The following is a 17,017-nucleotide window of genomic DNA, read 5'->3' on the forward strand; positions in this document are numbered from 1 at the left end:
TTGGACGAGCTAAATCATGGTTATGACAACAGTGAAAAATGAATTATCAAGTTTTGACCCAGTTCCCTTTGAGGAACTGGTGAAATTACCGATCCTGATTGTGGATGATGTTCATTTACTGCGTCAGCTGTTACTAAATTTTTTAGGTAAAGAAGGCTTTGAAAATATTCACATCGCAGTAGATGGCCGTGATGCTTTGCAAAAAATCGAAGAAATTCAACCTGCTTTGGTGATTTTAGACATTTTAATGCCTGAGATGGATGGATTTGAGGTCTGTCAAATTCTTCGACGAAATTCCAAATATGATAATATACCAATTATCATTCAAACAGCGATGGAAGAGACCGGCGAGCGTCTTCGTATCTTCAAGGAAGGTGCGAATGATTTGCTCATTAAACCTGTGAATGGCGCGGAACTCGTGGCACGCGTAAAAGTGCATTTACAAAATAGTCTTCTTCAGGGACGTATGCGTGAATACCAAGAGCGCACATCAAAAGAATTAGAAGCAGCATTACAGATTCAAGCTGCGCTTATGCCGGATGCATCAAAAATAAAAAGAATGGAAGATGGTAGTGGTTTAACCCTTGGGGCTCTCTTTTCTCCTTCTTCGGAGTTAAGTGGGGATTTTTGGGGTGCTGAGAGATTGGAAGATGGAAGTTTAGCTGTATATTCCGTTGATTTTACAGGACATGGTGTTGCATCTGCATTAAACACTTTCAGATTGCATAGCTTTCTTTCTGATGGGAACTGGAATTGGAATAACCCTTCTGAATGGCTACAAAAGTTAAACAAGCGATTATGTAAGGTACTAAATGTTGGTCAATTTGCCACTTTGTTTTATGCCGTGATTAACCCAGAAAAGAAAACTTTGAAATATGCTTCGGCTGGAGCGCCGCCCGTTGTTTATAAGGCATCAAAAGAACAGGATGCGGAATTATTAGAAACGGCAGGTTTACCTATTGGTATCATGGCTTCCGCAGAGTATCCGACCTCTGAACTCTCTTTTGAGGATGGGACTGAATTGATTATTTATAGCGACGCATTTATTGAAACTAGCAGTGCAAATGAAGATGTCTTGAATGATGAGGATCTTCGTCGCCTAGCCTCTGAGATACAGTCTATGCAAAGTGGTTCGGAAAAAATTGATCATTTGATGAAGGCTTTTCCTGGGCGGCATCTCGATCGTTTACCGGATGACCTCACCCTTATAACGGTTTCAAACTAGCAAGTTAGTCTAGTTTCATTGTAACGGTTACTGAATTACCTTTTTCATTATATCGCATATCATTGAAAACAGTCTCTTTAGCCAAGGCAATGCCTCGTCCGTGTTTCATAGTTAGACGTTCACGTGAGAAACTAATATATGGATGCCAATCAAAACCGTTTCCTTCATCAGTAATTGTAATCATGACTTCTTTGTCATTACGTTCATATGTCACAATAACTTTACGATCTTTGAATTCTGTTTTCCGCGCACGTTTTTCAACTTCCTGACGCCATGTGCCAGTTTCAAGAAGTTCAGTTTTTAGATCAAAATTGATTTCAAGATTTCCATGTTCAACGGCATTTATCAGGAGTTCTGAGAGACCAAGCGCTATTAAGCGTGGCTTTGGACAAGCTGCAGATAGAAAACTGGTTAAACTATTTGCTTCGTCCAGGGTTTTTAGTTCAAAAACAGCCTTTGACATCAGATGAATGACACGTTGATTGTTTTCTAAATCTTCCAACAAACTATTAATGCGTTGAAATTCCGATACAGTGGAAGCAAGTAAGGCACGGATTTGAGCTTTGGCCTCTTGTAAAGTCAAAGATTGGAAGAGAATGCCATTTCTTAACACAGATAAAGTTTGCGGATCTACATGTCCAATAACCATGAGAGGCAGAAGCTGATCCTTCTCAACTTTTGTAATTTCTTGTGAGAGAGCATCTAAAATATCTATATCAATATTTTGAGGGATAACGATCGCAGAAACCTGATTATGGTTTTCACGAAAAAGATCAACGAGTGAGATATCTAAATCACTTAATAGCACATTCACATTAGACCCATCGGAATTTTTCATATCACTGATATGGTCCAATAGATCAGGGACCGCTAATAACACGGTATTGGGCGCTGTGACTTTCTTTATCTGTCCCATATGCTAACTCCCAAATTTGATCTTCTGATCAAATGCCAAATCTATTTTAGGGTGTTTTAATGTTTTTGCCAAGCACTCATAGATTGCGGTTCATATATCAACTTTATCAGAATTGCTGAAGCAAACGAAACAGTGCCATAGGGAAATCCCCAGATTGATTTATAATATCAACTTTTTCAGGAATGTCAGCTAAATCCGGATGATTTGCTTCCAGATTTGAAATTAGAATGATTTTAATATCTTTGATAGCATGCATATTACTAAGGGCTCTAGTCAGGTCAGGCCCGGAAATGCCGGTAAGTACTGTCGAAACAATAATGATATCCGGCTTCATATTCATTGCTAGTGCAAGTGCTTCGGTTCCGTTTCTGGATGCCGTTACACGATGCTTCAAGCTTTCACATACTTTACGGGTTATGGCAGAAATAGTTTTGGATGGAGAAACAATTAAAACTTCTTTACCTTGGGCAAGGTTTAAGTCTGCATTTTCGGAATCCTGATTTAACTTATATTCAGTGCTATTGGGTAGTGCTCTAACAATTGCAAGTGATTCTGCTTCATTTGGTTCAGATGCAAGTTCAGAAACACGACGCATTTCATCAATAAATTTTAAAAGTGTTTCTCGATATTGAAGGTCGGTTAAATCAATGGAGGTTGCAGACATAAAATCTTCCATACGATGGGAGATAGTTGCAACTGTACTGAAACCAAAGGCACTACCTGAACCTTTAATATTATGCGCCATACGCATTAACCGAACAGTCGTACTATCCTGCTCAGAACTAACAAATGTATCAGATGTCCCTTCATCGATACATTGTTCCATAGCGGTAAGTTCAGTGTCTATCCAGTCAATGAACTCAGCACGCAAGGTGTTATAAGTCTCATCAGAAAGGCCATTATTTACCGACATTTATTATTCTTAAATCCTAAAACTTTTTTTTATTGAACAATCGCATCTAAATTGTAAGTGATAATTTTAAAAGAATAAAGACCACATGCATATCATTTATAATTTTCTGCTTGACCTTCCAGTTACTGGAACCTCTATCTAGAGGTAAATATAAAACTGGAAATAGTAAGATGAATAAGCAAATGCCACATATTGAACAGACCGAAACGTTTCGATTTGATATAGCGGGGATGACTTGCGCGGGATGTGCAGGAAGATTGCAACGTGTATTGGGGGAAAACCCGGATATTGTTACAGCACAGGTGAATTTCGCCTTAAGTTCCGGAGTTGTTTCCGCGGAGAAAGGAACGCTTACCCAATCGGGTATTTTTGCTGCAGTGGAGGAAGCAGGTTTCGAAGCACGGGAACCTCAAAAAAATAAATTACTTGATGATGGAAAGTTACTGCAACAATTACATATTCATCTGATATTTTCAGGGATATTTACCTTCCCATTAGTATTGCCAATGTTGTTATATCCTTTTGGAATTCATTGGCATCTGGATGCATTTACCCAGTTACTATTAGCAACACCTGTGCAGTTTTATATAGGTGCTCGTTTTTATAGAGGCGCATGGGTTGCCTTAAAACATGCGCGTGGGACAATGGATCTACTGGTTGCTTTAGGAACGTCTACTGCTTTTGCATTCAGTGTAATGGTTACCTTCTGGCCTGAAGTGATCGGAACAAACGATCTATACTTTGAAACCTCTGCGGTGGTCATCACTCTGATCTTATTTGGACGTATGTTGGAAGAAAAAGCGAAACGTGGTACCGCTAAAGCACTTGAATCGCTTATGTCTTTGGTCCCCGAAGAGGCGCTCCTTTTAAGAGATAACAAGGAAATCCTTGTTGCTATTGATAGCCTGAAAGTTGGAGATAAGCTTGTTGTAAAACCAGGACAAACTATCCCTGTCGATGGAATAATAACTGAAGGATTAGGCGAAATTTCTGAAGCGATGCTTACGGGAGAGCCAATGCCTGTATTAAAGCGTGTAGGGGATAACGTGACCGGAGGCACGATTAATAATACGGCTCGTCTGGTTATTGAAGTTAGCCAAAAATCAACCTCAGGGCGTCTTGCCCAAATTATTGAATTGGTCAGAAACGCTCAATCAGGTCAAGCACCCGTGCAGAAATTGGTGGATAAAGTTTCATCCATTTTTGTACCTGTAGTTTTGGTGATTGCTGCAATGACATTCTTTGCATGGTGGTGGGGGAGTGGCGATATAGAGCAGGCAATGTTAAGTGCTGTTTCTGTTTTGGTAATTGCATGCCCGTGTGCACTTGGATTAGCAACGCCGACCGCGATATTAGCTGGAACAGGTGCGGCCGCGCGAACAGGAATTTTATTTCGCGACGTTGATGCGTTGCAAAAAATGACAAAAGTTAATCATCTCGTTTTCGATAAAACTGGAACTTTGACTAATGGTAGACCTAAAATTTCTTCTGCAGTTGTTTGGGGAGAATATTCGGAAAGTTTGTTACTAACCTATGCAGCCTCCTTACAAAAAGGGAGCGAGCATCCGATCGCTCAAGCTTTTTTGGAAGCTGCAAACGAAATGAAATTACATACGACTAAGGAAATCAAAGCAGTTCCTGGGCGAGGCGTGGAAGGGTTTGTTGAGAATAAAAAAGTTTTGCTTGGAAATGCAAAATTTTTACATGAGGCAGGCATTGATATTCCCTCAGATGGCAAAATAGATGTTGTTGGTAGCTATTCTTTTATTGCGATTGATGGGCAGTGTGAAGCCTTGTTTATTCTGGAAGATACTCTTCGTGAGGAAACACCCGAAGCTGTTTCTATGCTCAAAGCATTAGGTGTTCAAACTGATTTAGTATCAGGCGATCATCCAGATATGGTGGCACATGTTGGACAAGCTTTGCAACTGGATCATGTGGTCGGTGAAATGACTCCTGAAGGGAAACTAGGCTATATTGATGATATCAAACGCCAAGATGGTTTTGTCGCTATGGTCGGTGATGGTATCAATGATGCGCCTGCTCTTGCTAAAGCAGATGTCGGCATTGCCATGGGGCAGGGGACTGATATTGCCAAGGAAGCCGCGGCTGTGACTTTGTTACGTCCTGATTTACGTTTGATTTATTGGGCCAAGAAACTTTCTGAAGCCACAATGCGCAATATTAAACAAAATTTGTTCTGGGCCTTTTTCTTTAATGGTTTAGGTATTCCATTAGCTGCTATGGGGTATCTCAGTCCTATGGTTGCCGGCGGAGCCATGGCTTTATCCAGCGTTTTCGTTGTCAGTAATGCCTGGTTGTTAAGTCGCTGGCATGTAAAGCGATAGGAGAGTGGATGATGATTATAGGTGAAGCGGCAAAATTGTCTGGTATGTCCGCAAAAACAATTCGTTATTATGAAGATATTGGTCTGGTGACACCAACACGTGATCCCCAATCTGGTTATCGGGATTATTCGGAAAATGATGTGCATGTATTGAAGTTTTTGCATCGGGCACGTGATCTGGGTTTTTCAGTAAAGCAATGTCGGGAGTTATTATCTCTTTATGAAGATCGGGATCGGGCCAGTTCAGATGTGAAGGCAATAGCCAAATCACATTTGGAAGATATCCGGCGTAAAATTGAAGAATTACAAGAAATGGAAAATACTTTGAAACATTTAGTAAGCTGTTGTCATGGAGATGATCGGCCTGATTGTCCCATTCTATCAGGCCTTGCAGGTAAGGATAGCTGATAATGAGCCGTAATTTACCTGTCTTAATCGCAATCGTAGCTGTTATTGGATTGCTATCAGTTTATTTCAATTCCCTGTCTGATCAGGAAGAACAATTTACGATAAATTATAAGGATCGTGAAGCGGTGCGTGCGGGCCGTGTGCTATATGCAGATAATTGTGCCAGCTGTCACGGCAAACGTTTAGAAGGGGAGCCAAATTGGCGCAGCCGCAATGCAGATGGCTCCTTGCCAGCGCCACCTCATACTGAAGAAGGACATACATGGCATCATCCGGATTTCGCTTTGTTTCAAACAGTAAAATATGGTGGACAATCTGATTCTTCTATAGGCTTTGTCAGCAATATGCCTGCTTATGAAGAAATCTTAACGGATAAGGAAATTCATGATATCTTGGCCTTTATAAAAGGTAATTGGCCAGCAAATATTCAAGCAGGACATGATGCGATGAATAAACGCATTATGGAGCAATAAAATTTACGGGGAACTTAAGTAATGAAACGCGGTGTGGAGCTTCTGTTAAAAGAGGCAAATGAAGTTATTGAAACGATGTCGGCTGAAGATGTAAAGGCGGTTATGGCCGATGAGAATATTCAATTAATCGATATCCGTGATATCCGTGAATTATGGAGAGAAGGTAAAATACCTGGGGCTTATCATGCGCCACGCGGTATGTTGGAATTCTGGGTTGATCCTGATAGCCCTTATTTCAAAGAAATATTTGGGAGTGGAAAAAAGCTGATTTTCTACTGTGCAGCCGGGGCTAGATCCGCATTAAGCACACATACGTTGCAGACGATGGGGCTCGAACCCATAGCTCATTTAGGCGGAGGATTTGGAGGCTGGAAACAAGCAGGGTATCCAATTGAGGAAGTTGAGCAAAAATGATGTTTGAAAAGGAGTTCGAGTGAGCTCCTTTTTTTATGGCTGACGGGAGCATGTAGACAAACTTAGATATTTAAATTTATATATTTATATCGATAAAATCTCATGATTATTTTGTTTTAATAGATTTTGTCGATTACTGAAATGAAGATAACTCGTTTCACCAAATTAAATTTTGGAGCTATGTTTTTCTCAAGACAATGAGGTGACAATCACCAAAATGAAAATCCAGTCAAGGAGATAGACCAATGAGAAACCAAGTATCCGTAGCTTCTAAAATCGCAAATCGCAATGAAACTTTCTATTTTGCGCGTGCTTCTCGTTAAGAAGGCAAATTTATAAGTTAACGATCTAACAGGAGATTAAAGATGAGAAATACAGTTCCAGAAGTGACTTTCAAAACACGTGTTCGTAATGAAGCTTTGGGTGGGGAGAACCCGTTTGAATGGCGCGATCTAACTTCAAGTGAAATCTTTACAAACAAAAATGTTGTTTTGTTTGCCTTGCCGGGAGCTTTCACCCCAACATGTTCTTCAACTCACTTACCACGTTACGAAGAGCTTTACGAGGAATTGAAAGCGCAAGGTGTGGATGAGGTAATTTGTTTATCCGTTAATGATGCCTTTGTAATGTATCAATGGGGATTAAAATTAGGCCGTAAAAACGTATTTATGTTACCAGATGGGAACGGTGAATTCTCTCGTAAAATGGGTATGTTAGTCGATAAATCAAACCTTGGCTTTGGTATGCGTAGCTGGCGTTATTCCATGTATGTGGAAAACGGTGAAATCAAGCAATTGTTTAGTGAACCAGAATATGGTGACAACTGCCCAATCGATCCGTTTGACGTATCTGATGCAGATACAATGTTGAATTACTTGAAGAACCGTTAAGGTTAAAATACGGGAAGAGAAAATATGTCATTCTTTTCCCGTTTCTTTCAAAGTAATGAGGTTCTTTCCTAAACTGGAGATATAAGATGACGACACGTAAGGTTGATGTCGCAATAATCGGTGCAGGCACAGCAGGAATGGGTGCCTATCGTGAAGTGATTAAAGTAACGGATAGCGTAGTTTTGATTGAAGGTGGCGAATATGGAACAACCTGCGCCCGGGTTGGATGTATGCCATCTAAACTTCTTATTGCTGCGGCGGAAGCTGCACATTTCGGGCAGCATACGTCTGAATTTGGTGTGTCTTATGAGAAACCAAAGATTGATGGAAAGGTCGTGATGGCACGGATCAAATCTGAACGTGATCGTTTTGTTGGTTTTGTTGAGGAAGCAATCGATGGATGGAAGGAAGAACATCGTATTCGTGCCTATGCAAAGTTTAAAGATCCACATACTCTTGAATTAAGTGATGGGACTTATGTGGAAGCGAAACGCATTGTTATCGCAACAGGTTCCAGCACCTTCGTACCGCCCCCCTTTAAAGCCTTCGGTGACCGGTTAATAGTGAATGATGATGTTTTTGATTGGGAGGACCTACCAGAATCAGTTGTTGTATTTGGCGCTGGTGTGATTGGTCTTGAGTTGGGGCAATCTCTTGCACGTCTTGGTGTTAGAACATCTTTATTTGGTCGTGATTATCTGGTTGGTCCAGTCAGCGATGATATTATCAAGCAATCCGCACGTGAGATCTTTGAGGATGAATTTGATTTCCATCCGCATGGCGAGGTGACACGGATGGAAAATATCGGTGATGGTGTTGAGATTGATTATCTGGAAAATGGTGAAGCCAAGACGGTACAATATGAGTATGCATTGATTGCCACAGGCCGCCGTCCAAATGTAGACCAGCTTGGATTGGAAAACTTAAGTATTGAACTGGATGATCGTGGTGTGCCGAAATATGTATTGGCAACAGGTCAAACAAGTATCGGTCATATTTTTATCGCAGGTGATGCAGGAAATTATATTCCATTACTTCATGAGGCCGCAGATGAAGGAAGAACTTCTGGATACAATGCTGCGCGATATCCAGATATAAGGGCTTTTTCGAAATCATCACCAATTGCCGTCATGTTTTCAGACCCTCAAATTATGATGGTGGGGGAAAGTTTCAAAAAGTTAACAGATCGAGATGCAAGCTTTGCCATTGGCACTGTTGATTTTAAAGGGCAGGGGCGAAGCCGTGTAATGCTTAAAAACAAAGGTATTTTACGTGTTTATGGTGAGCATGGCACTGGACGTTTTCTTGGGGCAGAGATGATTGGCCCAGCTGCTGAGCATATCGCCCATTTATTAGCTTGGGCACATCAATCTAGATTAACGGTTTCTGAGATGCTGGATCGACCATTCTATCATCCAGTTATTGAAGAAGGGGTTCGAACTGCATTACGGAACTTGAATGTAGAGCTCAATATGGGCCCTAAAATGCCAGCCCGCTGTATGGATTGTGGTGTCGGTGCATAATTTAAAAAAGAGCTTCCATATGGGAGCTCTTTTATTTCTTAGGCCATCTTTTATGGACCCAGAACCATTGTCCGGGATTCTCTCTAATCCAACCTTCCATTGTTTTATTGATCTCTGTTAGTAAGGTCAGAGTGTCGGCTTTGATGTTACCTGTATCAGGTTTCTTCATCGGGGGGTTGATGATCACTTTAAAACGTGATCCCGGAAGACGGATCAACTGGGTGGGGATGATCGGGCAATCAAACCTTAAAGCAAGTTCTGCAGGGGCGGTGGCTGTCATACAATCTTCACCAAAGAAAGGCACAGGAACACCTTCATTTAGTTTTTGATCAACCAACATTCCCAATGGTGCGCCTTTTTTGAAATGGATAAATAACTGCTTAGCACCTTTACGACCTTTCGGGATTAGCGTACCTGTGAATTTACCTCGGATTTTGCGGATAAGTTTATCCACATAGGGATTGGATGCATGGCGATAAACATTGGTTAAATACACATCATGAAGAGCTGCTACGATCGTCGCTACTTCCCAGTTTGCCATATGAGCAGAAAATATAATAAAACGTTCACCACTATCACGTGCCGCAATTAAGTGTTCTGCGCCTTCAATTATAATGCGTGGATTTTCACCTTTATCTGTAAAGGTATCCACTTGCATATATTCACCAGCACCACGACCCAGATTATCCCAAACTTCACGCGCTATTTTTTCGCGCTCTTTATGGTTTTTTTCAGGAAAGGCCATCTCGAGATTTTTAAGAGCTGTTTTATGAGCGCTCATATGAGGCCCAATGAGGCGAAAGATAAAGGCGCCAAAGGCAGCTGCAACTGTGACAGGTATAAAGCGCAAAAGATAATAAAAGGCATAGACGAACACGGCTTGAACCGGATAGATCAGCCATTTTTTAATCTGTCTATGTCTTTCGCTTGTCTGGGCCATAAGGCTTTTAAATCTTTGTTAGTTTTGCTTTTAGATAGGTTTTGACGTCTTCAGGCCTATCCCACTGAAGCGTAATGGGCAAGCATTGAATGCGTTCTTGCCACATTTTAGGTAGTTTTACCCAATCTTTTTCAGTGGTAATTAAAGGTGTCTTCAGTTGTTTTGCTTTCTCACCCAACATATTTAACTCACCTTCGGAATAGGGATGGTGATCGGGATATTCGATAAGCTCGACTACTTCAATTTCTAGTTTAGTAAGGGTATCTTTGAATTTTTCCGGGCGTCCGATACCGCAAAATGCAATCACTTTTTCTGGTTTATGATCTAACTGTGGTTGAATATTTGCCTGAAATTGATGTTTTATTTGTTTAAGGGCTGCAAGATCATATTTGGGTTTGCCGATCATTACCAATGCATTTGTGCGAAGTAGCGCACGATCCAATGGCTCACGTAAAGGGCCTGCCGGAAAGACTTTTTGATTTCCAAGCATCACACCGCCATCTACGACAACGAAAGAGACATCTTTTTTCAATGTAGGATTTTGAAAACCATCATCCATAAGGATAAGATTATAACCTTTTTTGGCAATATAATTTGCCCCTGTTTTCCGATCACGACAAACAACTACTGGAATATGATGAGCCATCATAAATGGTTCATCACCAACTTGTTGAGGCGTGTCATTCCTGACATCAACTAATTTCGGACCATCTATCATTCCACCGTAACCACGAGTTAACACGCATGGTTTGAACCCCATTTCGATCGATAAATGATAGAGACTTTGTGTCAACGGCGTTTTACCTGCGCCGCCCATCGTATAATTTCCGATACAGATTACTGTTAAAGGAGCGTTGAACGGCGTGGTCGATATCATCCGATATCCTGTGATTGCACTATAGAGCTTAGCAACTGGCGTCAAAGCCTTTGCAATCATATTGGGTTTTGAATGGTTCCAGAAGGCAGGTGCTTTCATTTTAAACTGTCTCTTCGTAATCAGGTAAATGATTCAACACCATATTCTTTACACGCTTTAGAATAGATTTGCTCTGACTACCTGCCCATTTATTCGCATTTTCTTTCAGAGAGGATTCACGATTAGACTTTATGAGCAATTTAGAAATTGTATTGGTTAAGTCTTCATCGTTTTTTATCTGCTTGATTGCTTTGTCTTCCAGCATAGTCTTGGTAATCGATGCAAAATTACTCATATCTGGACCCACAACGATCGCAGTGTCCAAAAGGGCTGGTTCAATTGGGTTATGTCCGCCAACTTTCCCAGAAAAGCTACCTCCCATAATTACGATATCAGAGAGTGCATAAAATAAACCTAACTCACCTAGTGTATCAGCAAGATAAACTTCGGTGGATAACTCAATGTCTTCGTTCTTACTGCGACAAGCAGCAATGAAGCCACTAGCAGTAATAATATTAAAGACTTCTGCACCACGTTGAGGGTGACGTGGCACTATAATGAGCAGAGGTTTTTGCTCAAGGGTAGAAGCATAACTTTTATAACAACTCAGAAAACGTTCTTCTTCCGAAGGATGTGTACTGGCCGCGACAATCACCTTACGTTTACCTATTTTTTTTCGCAGAGATTTATATTCAATTTGATCATAACTGAGCGGTTGTGCTGCCAGTTTCATATTGCCCGGTAACAAGACTTCACGATCTTTCGCTAACTTAACCAGTTTATCTCTGTCTTTACTGCTTTGCGCGGACAGTGTTGTGAAACTGTTTAGCAAGTTTTGAATTGATTTAGGGTGCTCTGACCAACGTTTAAAACTTTTTTCGGACATACGTGCATTAAGCAAAATTGCTGGAATATGACGAGACTTGATTTGCCCGAGGTGATTAGGCCAAAATTCGGATTCTAACCATAACACTAAATCCGGTTTCCAGTGGTTCAGGAAACGATTTACAAAAACCGGGCTGTCCAGAGGTGCAAACTGATGAATAACATCTTGTGGTAACTTATTTTTGGCGATCTCTGCCGAAGTAACAGTCCCACTGGTCACCAATAGCGTAATGTCAGGATTTTCAGTGTTTAGTTTTTCTAAAAGGCTTAAGGCCGAAATAAGTTCCCCTACGCTTGCCGCATGAAGCCAAATAAGCTTCCCTGCTGGGCGTTCTTGACCTGCATGCCCGTATCTTTCTGACAGACGTTCTTTATCTTCTTTATCTTTCTTTATGCGTTTTTTGAGATAAAACGGGATCAGGGGAGTTAAAAGGTAACTCGCCAATTTATATGCAGGGAATGTAATCTGTGGAATATCGATCATAAAATGATTACCTGCGGGATTAAGAAGTGCGTTTCTTTTTCTTTGGAATTTCATTGGGATCTGCTGCCTCAATAGGTGCATGCCCCATCATGACATCCAGTTCATTTGTCGCTTTTGTTAACTCATCTTCCAAATATTGTTTATATGCGATTGTTTCTTCGTCAGTTGCATCTTTGGAAATGCCATCAAGTTCACGCCACATCAACACACCTTCATTGAATGGTTTTGGCAGAATGAAACGATCCCAAGTTTTAAGAACTTTTCTTTTTCTCACTGAATAAGCGAGCAAGGACATTGGTGCCCCTGTTTTTTTTGCAATAACAACTGGTCCATCTTTCATGCGCATGCGTGGACCACGTGGACCATCAGGGGTTAATCCAATGAAGATCCCCTTTTTTGCAGTTTTGATGCATTGCAATAAAGCTGCAGCACCGCCCTTGCTTGAAGAGCCGAAGATCGCACCCATGCCTAGATATCCAAGTGCCGAAGATACGAAACGTCCATCTGGATGACCGGAGACTAACAGTGAAATTGGATGTTTACGGGCATTCCAGCCAAAACCAACTAAACCAATGCGGTTATGCCATTGCATGACAATACCTGTGTCATTTCTTTTGGCAAATTCATCGCGTTCTTCAAACCCAATAAAAGTCCATTTCGTTGTCAGATAGACAAAGCGAATATAAAGGCTTATGAGCCAAGCAATAAATGCATGGCCAGCTTTCGAATAGATTATTGGTTTTGTTATAGTCGAAAGGCGCATAAGTTTTTCCAGATATTAAGCCGTTGCGTTTTCTAGTTCACGTTCCAAGGAAATGACATCTTCAGATGTTTTTTGCATTTCATGTAGTTTACTGTAAAGGCCATTTAACTTAAGTAATTCGCTGTGATTGCCTTCTTCAACAACACAACCTTTTTCTAACACATATATCTTATCAGCATTGACGATCGTTGATAGACGATGGGCGATTACTATAGTTGTTCTACCTTCCATCAAATGTTCAAGGGCTGACTGCACATTTCGCTCAGATTCTGTGTCCAAGGCGGAAGTCGCCTCATCAAGCAATAGAATAGGGGCATTCTTCAACATTGCACGTGCAATAGAAATACGCTGACGCTGGCCACCGGACAGTTTGATACCTAATTCACCCACCATGGTGTCATAACCATTAGGTAGGTTCAAAATGAAATCATGTGCTGAAGCTGCCTTTGCGGCTTCAAAAAGCTCGTCGTCTGACGCATCTGGTTTGCCATATAGAATATTGTTCTTGATTGTATCATTAAACAACCCAGTTTCTTGAGATACTAAGCCAAGTTTGTCTCTTAAACTCTGAAGCGTAAGTTTCTTTACATCTTGACCATGCACTAGGACTTGTCCTGATTGTGCATCATAAAAACGAGGTATAAGATTTAAAACTGTGGACTTACCCGCGCCACTTGGTCCAACAAGCGCGATGGTTTGACCTGATTTTGCCGTCAGGCTTAGCTTCGACAAGATGCTTTCGTCTTCTGAAGAATAGCTGAAATCAACATCACATAGTTCGATATCACCTTCGCGGGTGGTTAACACCTTCGCATCTGGTGAATCAATGATGGATGGGTCATGATCAATCACTTCAAAGATACGCTCTGCAGCCCCCATACCAACCTGGATAGAAGACCAAAGATTGGTCAAACTACGGACAGGTTGATAAGCCAAAAGTGCCGCAGAAATAAAGGCCATAAACTCACCTTGTGTGAGTTCCTGAATAAAGACCATATAGGCCCCGATACCAATCACAACCGCAATCAAAATACCTGCCATTGAATCAACAATAGAAGTCGCCAAGACACGTGTTAAAATGGCTTTGTAGAAAAGCTTTTTGCTGCGTAGGAAAACAGTTTCCCCACGATCTTTTTCAAAACCTTCTCTCGTATATGCTTTAACTTGTCTTAAATTTTTAAAGCTATCGTCAAGAATGGAGGTGATTTCAGCTACTTCTTGTTGGTTTTGACGTGAAATTTTACGTAATCTTTTTCCAACTTTTTGTACAGGTAGAAGAACAGCAGGGAAGAAGATAAAGGCGAAGATTGCCAAGAACCAATTTGAATAGAACATAGCGCCAATCAAGCCAATAACTGTGAAAATATCTTTACCACCAATCATCACTTGCTCAATACCTTGGCGTAACGTAACTACGTCAGAAGTAAATTTGCTCAACTGCCGTGCGGTTCCCTGATTATGCAGAAACTGTAAATCAGATTTTAGTATGGAGGACAGCATGTTTTTCTGCATTTGATGAATACAAGACAGAGATGCAGAGGTTAAAAAATGGCTTTGAGCATATGAGGCAATGCCACGAATTACGAATACGCCTGCGAAAGCTGCCATAATGAATGGGATAAGTTCTTGGCGTTTATTCCCAAATAGCTCATCAAAAATTGGTTCCATTAGCAGAGCACTACCAGACGTACTGGCAGCGGTAAAAACGCTACAGATCAGAGCAAGAACTAATTTACCTTTATGATTGCTCAAATAATCTTGCCAAATTCGTCTATAAAGGCTTGGCTTTTTTGAATCCGTTTCTGTCACAGGAAATCTTCTAAATTGTGTATATAAAATCAAGGTTTAAACTCTTACCCCGTCAGGGAAAAATAAGCAATTCTTTACTGCTTGTTTCATAGAGGCTTTCAAAGGAATTTATATAGTTAGAAAGTGGAGAAACGAAAGGTGACGAGACAATATTTTTCAACCCTTGTTAAAAACGGCCCGATAATTGCTTAAGATATCCTTGATAAAAGAACTTTATGTTTCAGGGAAGAAATTTCCCTATGCCGATGTTATGTAAATGGACTATGTCGGGCCGGAGGAAAATATGCTTAAAAGCAGATTGAATATTAAAAAGCTGATGTCATCCAAACTAGTTGTGACAGCCTTGTTGGGTGTTGTGTTATCTGGATGTGTAACGGGGAACGCGTCACGCGAAGATAAAATGGCAAATGGTGCTGCATTTGGTGCGCTGGTCGGTGGTTTTACGATGTATAACATTGTTGGCAGTGGCGGCAATTATGTTTGGCTAATGACCTTACTTGGCGGGGCCGCTGGTGGTGGGGCAGGTTATCTTATCATGGATGAAGTAACAGCTCATGATCGTCAGGAAATGGAAGGTACAATTTATCGTGCTCTAACAGAAGGTGAAACTGGTCAAACAATGACCTGGCAGGCAGCTGATCAGGAAATGATGGGACATTTTACACCGGTTCGTACTTTTATGAACGGCACTGGACAAATTTGCCGAGACCTGATGGCAGAAACTATTGTTGATGGTGAGAAGAGATACGGCACACAAACAATGTGTAAAAATGGCGCAGGACATTGGGTCGCGACATAGTCTCTGTTGGAATATTCCAATAAAAAAGCCCGGAAGATTACTTCCGGGCTTTGTTGCTTGTGATTAATGTTTGTTATGCGCGTTCCAGACACATAGCAACGCCTTGGCCACCACCGATACAAAGTGTCGCAAGACCTTTCTTTGCATCACGTTTTTCCATTTCATGAAGCAAGGTTACCAAAATACGGCAACCAGATGCGCCAATTGGATGACCAATTGCAATTGCGCCACCATTCACGTTTACGATATCCGTGTTCCAACCCATACCTTTATTCACAGATAAGGATTGAGCGGCAAAAGCTTCGTTTGATTCAATGAGTTCAAGATCATCCACGGACCAACCCGCTTTTTCCATTGCCTTGGTGGAGGCTGGAATTGGGCCTGTGCCCATAATTGCCGGATCAACGCCTGCCGTTGCCCAACTTTTGATAGTTGCCAAAGGTTTTAAACCGCGCTTTTCAGCTTCTTCCTTGGACATTAACACCGTTACTGCAGCACCATCATTGATACCAGATGCATTACCAGCAGTAACTGTACCTTCTTTATCAAATGCAGGACGAAGGCCGGATAATTTTTCCGAAGTTACACCCGCTTTAGGATATTCATCAGTATCAAAGACAATATCGCCTTTACGGGATTTAATGGTCACCGGGGTGATTTCGTCTTTAAATTTGCCTTCATTTTGTGCTGCTTCCGCTTTGTTTTGGGAAGCAGCAGCAAAAGCATCTTGATCTTCGCGACTAATTTGGAATTTTTCAGCAATATTTTCAGCTGTATTGCCCATGTGATAGCCATTGAATGCACACCACAATCCATCTTTGATCATGGTGTCGATAAATTTCATATCACCCATTTTTTGACCATTGCGAAGATTTGCTGCATGGGCGGACATGCTCATATTTTCCTGACCACCTGCAACGACGATATTACTGTCACCTGCTTTAATCGCCTGATACCCTAATGCAAGAGTGCGTAGACCAGAACCACATACCTGATTAATCACATAAGCTGTGCTTTCTTCTGGAATACCAGCTTCCATCGCGGCAATACGTGCCGGATTTTGTCCTTGTGCAGCTGTCAGAATTTGCCCCATGATGACTTCATCAACATCAGCCGGATCAACTTTAGCACGGTTTAATGCTTCTTTGATAACAGTTGCTCCAAGTGTGGAGGCAGGCACATTCGCCAAAGTTCCACCGAAAGATCCCACTGGTGTACGTGTCGCGGATACGATAACTACTTCAGTCATTCTTAACTCCAAGATAGTGACTTAATCGTCTTGTTATTATGTTAGAAAATTACATAATTGCTG

At 41.2% G+C, this 17,017-nt stretch carries 16 protein-coding genes; 8 read left to right on the forward strand and 8 right to left on the reverse strand.

Annotated features, from left to right (window positions below; genetic code table 11):
• The first annotated feature begins 16 nt into the window (after positions 1 to 16).
• The gene (locus ACOQOA_RS17160; RefSeq protein ID WP_420549820.1) at positions 17 to 1,225 is read left to right on the forward strand and encodes a PP2C family protein-serine/threonine phosphatase; all 1,209 of its coding nucleotides are present in this window, start codon (positions 17 to 19) and stop codon (positions 1,223 to 1,225) included.
• Between the two features lie 4 nt (positions 1,226 to 1,229).
• On the opposite strand, the gene ACOQOA_RS17165 is transcribed toward ACOQOA_RS17160, so the two are convergent.
• Positions 1,230 to 2,141, reverse strand: a complete 912-nt coding sequence (locus ACOQOA_RS17165) for an ATP-binding protein (protein ID WP_420549821.1) — start codon at positions 2,139 to 2,141, stop codon at positions 1,230 to 1,232.
• Positions 2,142 to 2,247: 106 nt separating this feature from the next.
• Complete coding sequence (locus tag ACOQOA_RS17170) at positions 2,248 to 3,054, reverse strand: response regulator (protein ID WP_420549822.1); 807 nt, start codon at positions 3,052 to 3,054, stop codon at positions 2,248 to 2,250.
• Positions 3,055 to 3,224: 170 nt separating this feature from the next.
• On the opposite strand from ACOQOA_RS17170, the gene ACOQOA_RS17175 reads away from it, so the two are divergent.
• The 6 genes from ACOQOA_RS17175 (at position 3,225) to ACOQOA_RS17200 (ending at position 9,109) form a co-directional block, all read left to right on the forward strand.
• Complete coding sequence (locus tag ACOQOA_RS17175) at positions 3,225 to 5,402, forward strand: heavy metal translocating P-type ATPase (RefSeq protein ID WP_420549823.1); 2,178 nt, start codon at positions 3,225 to 3,227, stop codon at positions 5,400 to 5,402.
• 8 nt (positions 5,403 to 5,410) lie between these two features.
• Positions 5,411 to 5,809 carry a Cu(I)-responsive transcriptional regulator gene (cueR, locus tag ACOQOA_RS17180; RefSeq protein WP_420549824.1) on the forward strand — a complete coding sequence of 133 codons (399 nt, stop codon included), beginning with the start codon at positions 5,411 to 5,413 and terminating at the stop codon, positions 5,807 to 5,809.
• 2 nt (positions 5,810 to 5,811) lie between these two features.
• On the forward strand, positions 5,812 to 6,282 hold the full coding sequence (locus ACOQOA_RS17185) for a c-type cytochrome (protein WP_420549825.1): 471 nt from the start codon (positions 5,812 to 5,814) through the stop codon (positions 6,280 to 6,282).
• Between the two features lie 21 nt (positions 6,283 to 6,303).
• Positions 6,304 to 6,696 (forward strand): rhodanese-like domain-containing protein, encoded by a 393-nt coding sequence (locus tag ACOQOA_RS17190; protein WP_420549826.1) that lies wholly within the window; start codon positions 6,304 to 6,306, stop codon positions 6,694 to 6,696.
• A gap of 365 nt (positions 6,697 to 7,061) precedes the next feature.
• Entirely contained in the window at positions 7,062 to 7,586 is a 525-nt protein-coding gene (locus ACOQOA_RS17195; RefSeq protein WP_420549827.1) for a peroxiredoxin, read from the forward strand.
• Between the two features lie 86 nt (positions 7,587 to 7,672).
• Positions 7,673 to 9,109 carry a dihydrolipoyl dehydrogenase gene (locus tag ACOQOA_RS17200; RefSeq protein WP_420549828.1) on the forward strand — a complete coding sequence of 479 codons (1,437 nt, stop codon included), beginning with the start codon at positions 7,673 to 7,675 and terminating at the stop codon, positions 9,107 to 9,109.
• Between the two features lie 31 nt (positions 9,110 to 9,140).
• Here ACOQOA_RS17200 and ACOQOA_RS17205 read toward each other — a convergent pair whose 3' ends face one another.
• The 5 genes from ACOQOA_RS17205 to ACOQOA_RS17225 are packed head-to-tail and all read right to left on the reverse strand — an operon-like array spanning position 9,141 to position 14,906.
• Positions 9,141 to 10,049 carry a lysophospholipid acyltransferase family protein gene (locus ACOQOA_RS17205; protein ID WP_420549829.1) on the reverse strand — a complete coding sequence of 303 codons (909 nt, stop codon included), beginning with the start codon at positions 10,047 to 10,049 and terminating at the stop codon, positions 9,141 to 9,143.
• Positions 10,050 to 10,056: 7 nt separating this feature from the next.
• Positions 10,057 to 11,025 carry a tetraacyldisaccharide 4'-kinase gene (gene lpxK, locus ACOQOA_RS17210; RefSeq protein ID WP_420549830.1) on the reverse strand — a complete coding sequence of 323 codons (969 nt, stop codon included), beginning with the start codon at positions 11,023 to 11,025 and terminating at the stop codon, positions 10,057 to 10,059.
• Between the two features lies 1 nt (position 11,026).
• A complete protein-coding gene (locus tag ACOQOA_RS17215) occupies positions 11,027 to 12,334 on the reverse strand; it encodes a 3-deoxy-D-manno-octulosonic acid transferase (RefSeq protein WP_420549831.1) in 1,308 nt (435 codons plus the stop codon).
• Positions 12,335 to 12,353: 19 nt separating this feature from the next.
• Complete coding sequence (locus tag ACOQOA_RS17220; RefSeq protein WP_420549832.1) at positions 12,354 to 13,097, reverse strand: lysophospholipid acyltransferase family protein; 744 nt, start codon at positions 13,095 to 13,097, stop codon at positions 12,354 to 12,356.
• A 15-nt stretch (positions 13,098 to 13,112) separates the two neighbouring features.
• Complete coding sequence (locus ACOQOA_RS17225) at positions 13,113 to 14,906, reverse strand: ABC transporter ATP-binding protein (RefSeq protein ID WP_420549833.1); 1,794 nt, start codon at positions 14,904 to 14,906, stop codon at positions 13,113 to 13,115.
• A gap of 283 nt (positions 14,907 to 15,189) precedes the next feature.
• Here ACOQOA_RS17225 and ACOQOA_RS17230 point away from each other — a divergent pair, with 283 nt between their 5' ends.
• Positions 15,190 to 15,705, forward strand: coding sequence for a hypothetical protein (locus tag ACOQOA_RS17230; protein WP_420549834.1), 516 nt, complete (start codon positions 15,190 to 15,192; stop codon positions 15,703 to 15,705).
• 73 nt (positions 15,706 to 15,778) lie between these two features.
• On the opposite strand, the gene ACOQOA_RS17235 is transcribed toward ACOQOA_RS17230, so the two are convergent.
• Complete coding sequence (locus tag ACOQOA_RS17235) at positions 15,779 to 16,954, reverse strand: acetyl-CoA C-acetyltransferase (RefSeq protein WP_420549835.1); 1,176 nt, start codon at positions 16,952 to 16,954, stop codon at positions 15,779 to 15,781.
• Positions 16,955 to 17,017: the final 63 nt, after the last annotated feature.

Origin of the sequence: Curvivirga sp., assembly GCF_965219885.1 — a bacterium.
Lineage (GTDB): Bacteria > Pseudomonadota > Alphaproteobacteria > UBA8366 > Aestuariispiraceae > Curvivirga.

Excerpts from the sequence above, each read along its gene's own strand:
- ACOQOA_RS17160 (WP_420549820.1), top strand. The coding sequence starts at position 17 with ATGGTTATGACAACAGTGAAAAATGAATTATCAAGTTTTGACCCAGTT.
- ACOQOA_RS17165 (WP_420549821.1), bottom strand. The coding sequence starts at position 2,141 with ATGGGACAGATAAAGAAAGTCACAGCGCCCAATACCGTGTTATTAGCG.
- ACOQOA_RS17170 (WP_420549822.1), bottom strand. The coding sequence starts at position 3,054 with ATGTCGGTAAATAATGGCCTTTCTGATGAGACTTATAACACCTTGCGT.
- ACOQOA_RS17175 (WP_420549823.1), top strand. The coding sequence starts at position 3,225 with ATGAATAAGCAAATGCCACATATTGAACAGACCGAAACGTTTCGATTT.
- cueR (WP_420549824.1), top strand. The coding sequence starts at position 5,411 with ATGATGATTATAGGTGAAGCGGCAAAATTGTCTGGTATGTCCGCAAAA.
- ACOQOA_RS17185 (WP_420549825.1), top strand. The coding sequence starts at position 5,812 with ATGAGCCGTAATTTACCTGTCTTAATCGCAATCGTAGCTGTTATTGGA.
- ACOQOA_RS17190 (WP_420549826.1), top strand. The coding sequence starts at position 6,304 with ATGAAACGCGGTGTGGAGCTTCTGTTAAAAGAGGCAAATGAAGTTATT.
- ACOQOA_RS17195 (WP_420549827.1), top strand. The coding sequence starts at position 7,062 with ATGAGAAATACAGTTCCAGAAGTGACTTTCAAAACACGTGTTCGTAAT.
- ACOQOA_RS17200 (WP_420549828.1), top strand. The coding sequence starts at position 7,673 with ATGACGACACGTAAGGTTGATGTCGCAATAATCGGTGCAGGCACAGCA.
- ACOQOA_RS17205 (WP_420549829.1), bottom strand. The coding sequence starts at position 10,049 with ATGGCCCAGACAAGCGAAAGACATAGACAGATTAAAAAATGGCTGATC.
- lpxK (WP_420549830.1), bottom strand. The coding sequence starts at position 11,025 with ATGAAAGCACCTGCCTTCTGGAACCATTCAAAACCCAATATGATTGCA.
- ACOQOA_RS17215 (WP_420549831.1), bottom strand. The coding sequence starts at position 12,334 with ATGATCGATATTCCACAGATTACATTCCCTGCATATAAATTGGCGAGT.
- ACOQOA_RS17220 (WP_420549832.1), bottom strand. The coding sequence starts at position 13,097 with ATGCGCCTTTCGACTATAACAAAACCAATAATCTATTCGAAAGCTGGC.
- ACOQOA_RS17230 (WP_420549834.1), top strand. The coding sequence starts at position 15,190 with ATGCTTAAAAGCAGATTGAATATTAAAAAGCTGATGTCATCCAAACTA.
- ACOQOA_RS17235 (WP_420549835.1), bottom strand. The coding sequence starts at position 16,954 with ATGACTGAAGTAGTTATCGTATCCGCGACACGTACACCAGTGGGATCT.